This is a genomic window from Chamaesiphon sp. VAR_69_metabat_338, from assembly GCF_031423935.1.
Lineage (GTDB): Bacteria > Cyanobacteriota > Cyanobacteriia > Cyanobacteriales > Chamaesiphonaceae > Chamaesiphon.
Window position 1 is genome coordinate 1 of the sequence record NZ_JANPGM010000410.1, and the last position, 8,233, is coordinate 8,233.

The following is an 8,233-nucleotide window of genomic DNA, read 5'->3' on the forward strand; positions in this document are numbered from 1 at the left end:
ATCTGTGTCAGCCTGTGTAGCCGATCGCCCAGATTGCCGGTTGAGACATCCAGGCAATCTGGGAAATAGCGATCTCAGCGCGCTCTGGACTAGATACACAAAAAATCGAACCCGATCGAATAGATTTGAAATTTGAATCGATCGATAGGGTAGCTCAAACATAACCAAAATCTATATATTACGAAAGATTGCAAGATCCTGAATGACTCGCTCTAATCCAGATGAAATAACTCTTTAGGTGACACTTCATCGATCGAACCGAACGCTACCCGATTTCCAGCACAGTTGAATTCTAAGTTTATGCCCCAGTTAGTTTTAGTCAATCCTCAAATCCCCCCCAATACTGGCAATATCGCGCGGACTTGTGCGGCAACGCGCACCGATTTACACTTGGTCGGGCCACTCGGCTTTGAAATTACCGATCGCTATCTCAAACGGGCTGGATTAGACTACTGGCCTTATGTCAGTCTCAAAATTCACCCCTCGATCGAGGCATTTAGCGAATTTCACCAGCAACAGCCTGGAAGGTGGGTGGGGTTTAGCGTTAAGGGTACTACTTGCTCTCACTTTGACTTTCAATTTCAAGCTGATGATTGGCTGTTATTTGGGAGTGAAACTCAAGGATTACCAGCCGAGATCCTCGAACAGTGTGCAGCCACGGTTTATATCCCCATGAGCGAACCTGGCGTCAGAAGCCTGAATCTATCTGTGAGTGCCGCGATCGGCTTATTTGAAGCTCGCCGTCAGCTCCAGCTCGATTAGCAGTCTGCGATCTCGGTACGATCCAGACAGGCACAAACTTGTGCGGACGATCTCCCTAGTAATTTCCCGATCGCTCGGCACACTGTAGCGATCGGGAAATTACTAGGGCGAATTTTAGATAAGAAATTTATATCATCGATTTATCGAGCAGATCGCGATTAAATTAGTTATTGCTAATCATTGAATTAACGTTCCCTGACTTAATTACGTTAGCGATCGCGCGGATTTAAAAATTACTGACTTGGCAATCTACGTTAATAGATCGCCCATTACTGGATCCGAGAATACACGGTTGTCAGTTTAGCAATCAAGCGTTTAAAGTCTTGTTTAATCGGGGTTACATCGATCGATGCGAGTGATTTACTGGCAATTAAAGTCCCGTTCGAGCTGACACGATCGAAATCACCGCTACCAATCGATCGAGCCTGCTAGAGTAAACAAAGTTAATTAGTCGATCGTTAAGAAACTTGCAAATTATTGCATCTTCACGTAGAGTTACGTTAGCGATCCCCAATCGTTACCATTACTCAATAACAGACCGATCGCTTCGCTTAAATTCCCGCATTATTCCGAATCGTTCCAATATTTAGAGCTTCGGTTGGTTTTTACAATAATGTTTCGGGTCGATACTAGCCAACGAAATCGGAAGTAATAAGTCAGTTAGCAGCCGGTCTAGCTGACTGCCCGTAAAGCAGTCAAAATTAGGAGGTCATTTTTGTTGAAACCCGAAATTACGCAGCAAGATAAATTAGGTCATCGCCCGAATGTGCATCGAGATGTGTTGGTGGGTAAATCGTCCGCACCAGTCGCCAATCGGCCATCAGGTATGGCAAAAGTTGTCTCTCTGTTTGGTAATCATCGGAGCCTTACCTCCAGCATGATGGTGGGATTAACGGTTTTAATCGGCATCGCCACGATTCCCGCCAACTATCCGAATTCAGTTGCTGCTGCCGAAGCAGTCAGTCAAGCTGGCGATCTCGCAGTGACAAACCCCACAGCTATCGACAAGCTACAGGGCGAGATTGCGGCCATGCGAGCGCAGCACGGACAACCAACAGTCCGGATCGCTCAGTCGTACTCGCCCCGAACTTATCCCGCCCCTGTCGCCAATCCTACTTTAAACTTTAACGGCGAAGCCTCAGTGCCGATCGAGATCGCACCGCCCAAACAACGCACTTTTAAAGCCGTTGCTACTGCCTCGCCCTATGCCGCCCCCAACAGCGGCTCTGAAGGCGATCTCGTCAGTCCTGAAGATCGGCTACCTAGCTCGAATAATGGCACCACAACTATCGATTTTTCCTGGCCGACTAAAGGTACCATTACTTCTAGATTCGGTCGGCGATGGGGCAGAATGCATAAAGGCATTGACATTGCTGCTCCCATTGGTACCCCGATTAACGCTGCTGCGGATGGCACCATTGTCGTTGCTGGCTATCAGTCTGGGTATGGCAACTTAGTTGAAATTCGCCATCTGGACGGTACGACCACCCGTTACGGACATAATAGTGAATTGTCAGTGAGCGTCGGTCAAAGCGTTCGTCAGGGGCAACAAGTCGCCCGCATGGGCAGTACCGGACATAGTACTGGTTCGCACTTGCACTTTGAAATCCGACCCAGTGGTGGTAGTGCTGTCAACCCCATCGCACATTTACCGGCCAATAGCTAACTCGGGTGAAAACTTCGCTCGGGGCGATCTCGATCGAGATTACGACTGAACAGATCGCCCCAAGCTGTTGCGGGATGGCCAGATCGGCGTGATGGTTGCCAAAATCACAAATTTTTATCGCTAAAATCTAGCATTCATGCTATATTGATATACGTTAAATAACGCGGCTCAATAGCTCAGTCGGTAGAGTAGGGGACTCATAAGCCCTTGGTCGTGTGTTCGAGTCACACTTGAGCCATATTCACTCGATTACCAGTAGTAACGATCCTAACTTACATTTTTAAGGCAGGATGTCACTGCTGGTAATTTCTTTACATTTAGAAGCGAATCGATCGCGCACTGGCAAGTGGTTGATGGCATCGATCGAATCGATCGACACACGATGATTTAATTCGAGCGCATCTTGGTAGCAAACGAGCAGTTAGAACTACAGTTAGTTTGGCAAGGGCAACTAGACGATCTGGTGACGTCCGTCGCTTGCGCGCCCAACGGTCGGGGGTGGGCGGCGAGTTCGGCGGCGGGTGCAGTCGTCTGGAATGCTGGCGGAGGCGAACTCGTTAGCTTGCAGTCTGCTACTGGGGAAACGATCTCGCGCGTAGCCTTTAGTGCTGATAGTCGGTGGTTAGCCGCTGGGGGTCAAGCTGGAAAATTGGCGATCTGGAATTGCGATCGAGCGGACGTGCCACCACAATTAGTTACTACGATCGACATTGACGAGTGGATCGAGCAGCTAGTCTGGCACCCCACCGAGCCGTATTTAGCGATCGGTTATGGCGCGCAAATCGAGGTTTGGGACATCCCGACAGCGACACTCAAAACTGCTTGGAAATTCGATCGGTCTTCCGTCTTCGATCTGGTCTGGCATCCCGATGGCGAATATATCGCAGCGGCTGGCGACAAAGGCGGGCAAATTTGGTCGGCAATCGAGCCAACTGCTCCCAGCGAAAAGATCGCAGTCGATACGACCAGTCTCAAGCTGGCGTGGTCGCCGGACGGTCGCTATCTAGCAATGGGTAATCTCGATCGCACTTTGACAGTGACGGATTGGCAACAGCCAGACGAGCAGTGGACATTACAAGGTTTTCCGGGCAAAATTCGACAGCTTGCTTGGCTAAATGGCACTGCACTCCCTAGTTTGGCGGTAGCAAGTGGCGAGACAATCGTGTTGTGGGAATTGAGTGTTGATGCGATCGCATGGCATGGTTTACCATTAGAAGGACATCAAGATGTCGTCACTACTACAATCGCTCATCCGAGCGAGCCGATTTTGGTTGCTGGTGGTGCTGATGGGTATGCCTGCCTGTGGACGGTGGACGGTCGCATCGAGCAGATCTTGACCCTCCCGATCCTCAGTGGATTTACGGCCATCGACTGGCAGCCCCAAGCTCTGTACCTAGCTACCGGTACGCATGCTGGCACGATCGGCATCTGGATAATACCAGCATAAATACTGATATGGCTGTAAAAAAAACGTGATACAATGACGGTGTTAGAATCACAATACTGTAAACTTACCAAGTTGCATTTGGGTCGATAGGGTGAAAAGAGTTTGACACAATTTTCACAATAGCCAACCAAAGTCAAGTAATCGGTCAGCTAGAAATTTACCTACGACCATTGTTATCGATCGCGATCGACCAAAAAGACGCCGGTACAATTTCACTCCAACCTCCACTTGTAAGCAGCCCCAGCCTCACTGATGAGGATGAGCTAAGCTTCAAAGAGAGTGAGTAGTTACAAAGTAAGTGATAGTAACTAGAAATTTCCATTACTATAGAGCTAATTCAAAAATGTTAAAAATTTGGCTTACCTGGTTGCAACCTAGTCTTGGTGTGTTGGGAACAGCATTATTGTTATCTAGCACCTTGTGCGTTCGTGCGGCAACCAAACCAGTATCAGTCAGTCTCAATCGTCAAGCTCCGGCGCAAGTATCGCCATGGAGTAAGATCAAATCTTCGGGAACTAGGATCGATCGCGAGTTAGTCAATCGAGTTGCGCCTACGCCAGATTTAGCCGTACGCCAACTAGCCGTCAGTTCCATGGCAGTTCCGGCAGTGCCAGCACCTAGTGCCGCGATCGAGATTCGTCCGCACCGCCGCACCTATGCATCGAGCGTCATTTCACCATCGCTCAAATCGCTCAAACAGCAACAGCTCTCTGCTAAAGCCAACAAGTTTCAGCCCCAAAATCGGCAAAATAACGATGTTGCTTCAGCCCTATCTCAAGCCATCAATCCCTCATCGTCACCGATTCCAGTACCAGGGATTTATATTGGCAACAGCAACGGCAATACAGCAAATAAATTCGCACCCAAAACAGCTAGCAAACTAGCCACCAAAACTGTAGTTCCTTCGACTTCAGTCGCTACTGAAATTGGCGCACCGACACCATTGTCAGCGATGATGGCTGCCAAAACTGCCGTCGATCCATTTCCAGTCGTCCGTCCAGAACTGATGCAGAAGCTCGACCGGATGCCAGTTACGGCTAGCGTACCGACGATCGACAAAACTGCCCCTGCGCCTTTAAACCCGATCGCGGCAATTCCGACTCAACAGAGCAAAACAGGTTTATCCACAGTAGTTTCGCCTAAATCGATCGCGCCAGTCCAGTCGCTCGATCCGATTGCGGCAATTCCGTCTGGATTGCAACGGTTGTTAGGTAATAACCTCAACAGTCAACCAACCGCAATCGCATCAGACACAACTGCCAGTGCCCCCAAAACCAGTTCCATGGTGGCACTCACACAGTTTATCTCGCCGACAGTTGCCAGCGTACCGAGTGCTTCAGTCAATGCAGCCAGTCTACAGCTAGCTACCGCTCAGGCATATAATACAGCCAGCACGCCGAAGTTTAGCATTCCTGGCGAAACGCTAGCTGACGCGCAGACGTATACAGCCAACGTGCCGAAGTTTAGCATTCCTGGCGAAACGTTATTAACTGCCAAGCCACTCAAATCTGTAGTTAACTTGGCTGCTGTCACACCCAGTCAGCAGAGCTTGACCACTACAGCTACAGTTACTAGTCGCAAGAGTACTTATGTAAGTAGCAGCCTGACCCCAGTAACTCCTAAGCAATCTTGGTTGGTTGTCAATCAGCGCAACAACCTCGGCGGGCTGATTTTGGGATCTCAACAGCTAGCCGCAGCTCCTAGAGTTGCCAGCTTGTTGCCCGGTGATACTTCTGCCTCAGTTGGACTCCCAGTTAAAGCTTTAGTTGATGTCAACTAATTGCTCTGGCAGTTAGCTACACAGCGAATCTAGTGAGATTTGCACGTTATTAAAAAACCCCACTTAATTAAAAGTGGGGTTTTTCGATCGTTATGCCAGTGCGAAGCTGAATTTAGCGAATTTGTGATAACACATAGCGCAACCTGTCATAATCATCTTTGAGAATCAGACTGACCGTGCGTCCGGCAGTCACTAACCACGATCGATCTCGCGATCGTAACTGATGGATTTCGCGAATCGTAGCGGCGGTAAGTGCTTCTACTGGTGCGCCCTGAACTTGTAGCAGCGTCCGCAAAAATTCTAACTGTTCGCTAAACCGGATAATCTCTTCTTTATCGCACTGATACACCCCCTGGTGGATTTGGGGCGGGCGTGGCGGCAGATATTGATACATTTGCCCCTTATCGTCCTCAAAGCCAATTATCGCGGCTTTAAACTCGGTTTTGAGCATCGCGAAAATCTGGGGCTGTTCTTCGCGCAGTTCGTCGAGCGACATCCCCAAAGCACGGGCGCGATGTACCGAATCGATCGGGGCAGTGGTAGCATGATAAACCACGGCCAGGATTTGATTGCCAGTTTCTTCGTCGGCGGCTTTGACGATACTGCCAAATGTCGGCATCACAGCCAGTTTGAGATCTTCTGGTTCTAGGCATTGAGCCAAAAATTCGCAGGTAGATGTCTCGATTACCTCAGCGATATGCTGGGGGTTTTTGGCACCAATGCTAAATTGGGGAAGGGGTAAACGCACGGATAGGGGATAGGGGATAGGGTTTAGGGAATAGGGAAATTAAAGTCCATCTTCACGAACAAAAATCGGGTAGTGGCAACTTACGATTATAAATCTGTGGGGTCGATGCCTAATTCCTGTAATTTTGCAGCGAGGATAGCAGCGCGCTGTTCGGCGGTGTCGGCGCGTTGTTCCGCAATATCAGCGCGTTGCTCTGCGGCTTGACGACGCAGATCTAGATCGACAAAACTTAGGAATATTTGACCGTCAGGGCGATAAATCTTGAGGGTATCGGGTTCGAGAGTGAACCGAATTCCCAATCGCGGACTCACCCAGTTCTGAGGTTCTTCAATCGATTCGAGCCTGTCGTCAGTTTTCATCCAGCCAGCAAAGTCAATCCGGTCGGGGTCATAAATATAATATTCGGTGACGCCGTAACGTTCGTAAAAACTTAACTTGCGCTGCATTTCTGCCAGTCGATTGCCTGGAGATAAAATCTCGAAGACAACTTGGGGAGCAATCCCCGCTTCTTTCCACTGCTGGTAAGAACCACGATCCCCTTTCGGTCTGCCGACCGCCACCATAATATCGGGTGCTTGGCGAATGGTATTATTACCTTCGACTGGATACCACAATAAATCTCCTGCTACAAATACATCGGGATTTTCGGCGTATAGGAGTTCGAGATTTTCTTTGATGGTGACAATCCATCGAAATTGTTTGGTATTGTCAGCCATCGGATTGCCGTCGCTCTCGGGATAGATAATCTCGGTAGTAGTTGAATTGATGATGGGTGCGACCATAGGAATTTAGATCGTTGGCGTAGACTCTCCATCAGGAGAATCGAGACTACTCTAGTTGTAAATATAGCAGAATAGATAATCGGGTCATATAATTGGATCGCGATTACCTACGGTAGGCTAAGCCAACGAGTGACTAATCCAACTACATGGCGACTAATTCCACCGATTGAGACTACCGGACAATTGCAAATGCAGATCGATCGATGGTTATTAAAGCAACACATTTTAGGGCACATTCCGCCGACTTTGCGCTTTTACACCTGGTCGCAACCGACAATTTCTCTAGGATATCACCAACAACGCTATCCCGAACATTGGCGATCGCTAGTATGGCACGATCGACCGATCGATCTCATCAAACGTCCGACGGGTGGGCGCGGTGTCTTACATCAAGGCGATCTGACTTACGCCTTCATCGGTTCGGGATTTGTGGGTAAAAGGGTGGAAGTGTATCGACAAATTTGTCAGTTTCTCATCGATGGCTGGAGATCGATCGGTGTCGATCTACAATACGGTACGGCAGGTACGGGTTATATTCATAATCCCAATTGTTTCGGTACGGCGACAAGTGCGGATCTTGTTTGTGCTGATGGTTATAAACTGATTGGGAGTGCCCAATTAATTAAATCTGGTGCGATCCTCCAACATGGCTCGATGCGACTCAATCCCGATTTAGAATTATTTGAAAAAGTATTTGGCGAATCGATTACGCTACCACCACCAGCGATTTTAGCATTAACTATCGATCGAATTATTGATGCTCTAGTTATTACAGCCGCTAGTAATTTTCAGGTACAGTTCGACATTCGGCCACTATCGGATCGAGAATGGGCGGAAATTTAAAGTTAAGATCGAGCTTCTGTTTGACAATACACGCTCCTGTCCCTGTTGACTATGGGGATGTGTTACACCAGCATTATTTACCATATTTTCCAATGCTCGATCGATTGCGTATGCAGATAGTCTCGAAATTGAAGAATTAGTTTGAGCGATTCTGTTTGAAATACTCTTTACAAAGGTAAAAGCTGCGGGACTGAATACTTTTGCA

General features: G+C 48.5%; 7 protein-coding genes and 1 tRNA gene. 6 read left to right on the forward strand and 2 right to left on the reverse strand.

What is annotated here, in order from left to right; genetic code table 11:
• Window positions 1-300 precede the first annotated feature (300 nt).
• The 5 genes from RMO84_RS11375 to RMO84_RS11395 all read left to right on the forward strand — a co-directional run bounded on the left by RMO84_RS11375 (window position 301) and on the right by RMO84_RS11395 (window position 5,655).
• The gene (locus tag RMO84_RS11375) at window positions 301-762 is read left to right on the forward strand and encodes a tRNA (cytidine(34)-2'-O)-methyltransferase (protein WP_310488580.1); all 462 of its coding nucleotides are present in this window, start codon (window positions 301-303) and stop codon (window positions 760-762) included.
• Between the two features lie 718 nt (window positions 763-1,480).
• Window positions 1,481-2,428: a M23 family metallopeptidase gene (locus RMO84_RS11380; protein WP_310488574.1), complete on the forward strand. Its 948-nt coding sequence runs from the start codon at window positions 1,481-1,483 to the stop codon at window positions 2,426-2,428.
• A 165-nt stretch (window positions 2,429-2,593) separates the two neighbouring features.
• Window positions 2,594-2,666, forward strand: a tRNA-Met gene (locus tag RMO84_RS11385).
• 165 nt (window positions 2,667-2,831) lie between these two features.
• Complete coding sequence (locus RMO84_RS11390) at window positions 2,832-3,875, forward strand: hypothetical protein (RefSeq protein ID WP_310488575.1); 1,044 nt, start codon at window positions 2,832-2,834, stop codon at window positions 3,873-3,875.
• A gap of 343 nt (window positions 3,876-4,218) precedes the next feature.
• Window positions 4,219-5,655 carry a hypothetical protein gene (locus RMO84_RS11395; RefSeq protein WP_310488576.1) on the forward strand — a complete coding sequence of 479 codons (1,437 nt, stop codon included), beginning with the start codon at window positions 4,219-4,221 and terminating at the stop codon, window positions 5,653-5,655.
• Between the two features lie 112 nt (window positions 5,656-5,767).
• Here the strand turns inward: RMO84_RS11395 and RMO84_RS11400 are convergent, their stop codons facing one another.
• Together RMO84_RS11400 and RMO84_RS11405 are read right to left on the reverse strand one after the other, a co-directional pair.
• Window positions 5,768-6,403 carry an HAS-barrel domain-containing protein gene (locus RMO84_RS11400; protein ID WP_310488577.1) on the reverse strand — a complete coding sequence of 212 codons (636 nt, stop codon included), beginning with the start codon at window positions 6,401-6,403 and terminating at the stop codon, window positions 5,768-5,770.
• Window positions 6,404-6,489: 86 nt separating this feature from the next.
• On the reverse strand, window positions 6,490-7,185 hold the full coding sequence (locus RMO84_RS11405; RefSeq protein ID WP_310488578.1) for a Uma2 family endonuclease: 696 nt from the start codon (window positions 7,183-7,185) through the stop codon (window positions 6,490-6,492).
• Between the two features lie 129 nt (window positions 7,186-7,314).
• Between RMO84_RS11405 and RMO84_RS11410 the strand changes: the two genes are divergently transcribed.
• Window positions 7,315-8,028, forward strand: coding sequence for a biotin/lipoate A/B protein ligase family protein (locus RMO84_RS11410; protein ID WP_310488579.1), 714 nt, complete (start codon window positions 7,315-7,317; stop codon window positions 8,026-8,028).
• Window positions 8,029-8,233 lie beyond the last annotated feature (205 nt).

What these genes read in the sequence shown, in the direction of transcription:
- RMO84_RS11395 (WP_310488576.1), top strand. Translation starts at nt 4,219, where the DNA reads ATGTTAAAAATTTGGCTTACCTGGTTGCAACCTAGTCTTGGTGTGTTG.
- RMO84_RS11405 (WP_310488578.1), bottom strand. Translation starts at nt 7,185, where the DNA reads ATGGTCGCACCCATCATCAATTCAACTACTACCGAGATTATCTATCCC.
- RMO84_RS11375 (WP_310488580.1), top strand. Translation starts at nt 301, where the DNA reads ATGCCCCAGTTAGTTTTAGTCAATCCTCAAATCCCCCCCAATACTGGC.